Source organism: Streptomyces inhibens, assembly GCF_003389455.1.
In the GTDB taxonomy this organism is placed as follows: Bacteria; Actinomycetota; Actinomycetes; order Streptomycetales; family Streptomycetaceae; genus Streptomyces; species Streptomyces inhibens.
Genome location: NZ_QUAC01000263.1, coordinates 1 through 946 on the forward strand (window position 1 = coordinate 1; position 946 = coordinate 946).

The following is a 946-nucleotide window of genomic DNA, read 5'->3' on the forward strand; positions in this document are numbered from 1 at the left end:
CGGGCCGTCCGGGCCTCGGCCAGCTCGGCGGCGGCCTCCTCCGCGGCCGTCCGGGTCTCCTCCGCGGCGGCGGCCAGCTCACCGAGGCGGCCGGCCGGGCAGCCCGTACGCCACGAGCCGAGCCGGGCGGCCAGCGCACGGTCCCCGGCCAGCCGGGCAGCCAGCGCCCGGATCTCCTCGTCACGCTCTATGGCGCGCGCTCGCAGCGCCTGGCGCTCCTCGTCCGCGGCGGATTCGTCGTGCATCGCCGGGTTCGGCGGGACGAGAAAGACGCCGGTGTCCCGCTCGTCGGGGGCGGGCGTGGGCGCGAGCAGCGCGGCGGCGGTGCCGACCGCGACGGCCGAGCGCGGCAGCAGCGCGGCCTGAGCCAGCACCTCGCGGGCCCGTGCGTGGGTGTCGGGGTCCGTGATGATCACGCCGTCGACGAGCTCGGGGCGGGCGGCCAGCACCCGGGCGTGGTCGGCGGGGGCGACGGACTGGGCGAGATAGCGCCAGCCGGGCAGCGCGGGGACACCGTGCTCGCCGAGATACTCCACGGCGGCCAGCACATCGGGCCCCGGGGGCAGCAGCCCGCCGTCGCCCAGCGCGCCAAGGATCCGGGAGTCGTCGGCGGCGGCCGTCCGCAGGTCGAACAGCTGCCGTTCGGCGGCGGTGACGCCCTCCTCCAGCAGCTCGCGCAGCGCGTCGGCGTTGCGGTCCAGCTCCTCGGCGGTCAGTGGTCCGGCGGCGGGACGGCGCGGGGCGCCCGGGTCCGTAGGGGGCGTGGCCGTACGGGGGCCGGGCACCCCGAGGGATCTGGCCTCGGCCTGCGGGAGGCCGAGGAGGTCGGCGAGCCGCTGCTCGGCGCCGATGGACTCGGCGGCCCGGCGCTCGGCGTCGTACGCGCGCTCCGCCGCCTGCGCCGCATCCTCGGCGCGGGCCGCCGCGAGCTCCGCGGCGGAGTGCC

1 pseudogene is annotated in these 946 nt (G+C 79.5%); it reads right to left on the reverse strand.

Annotated elements, in window-relative coordinates:
* A pseudogene (locus tag DY245_RS32770) lies at nucleotides 1–946 on the reverse strand (hypothetical protein); the annotation flags it as partial.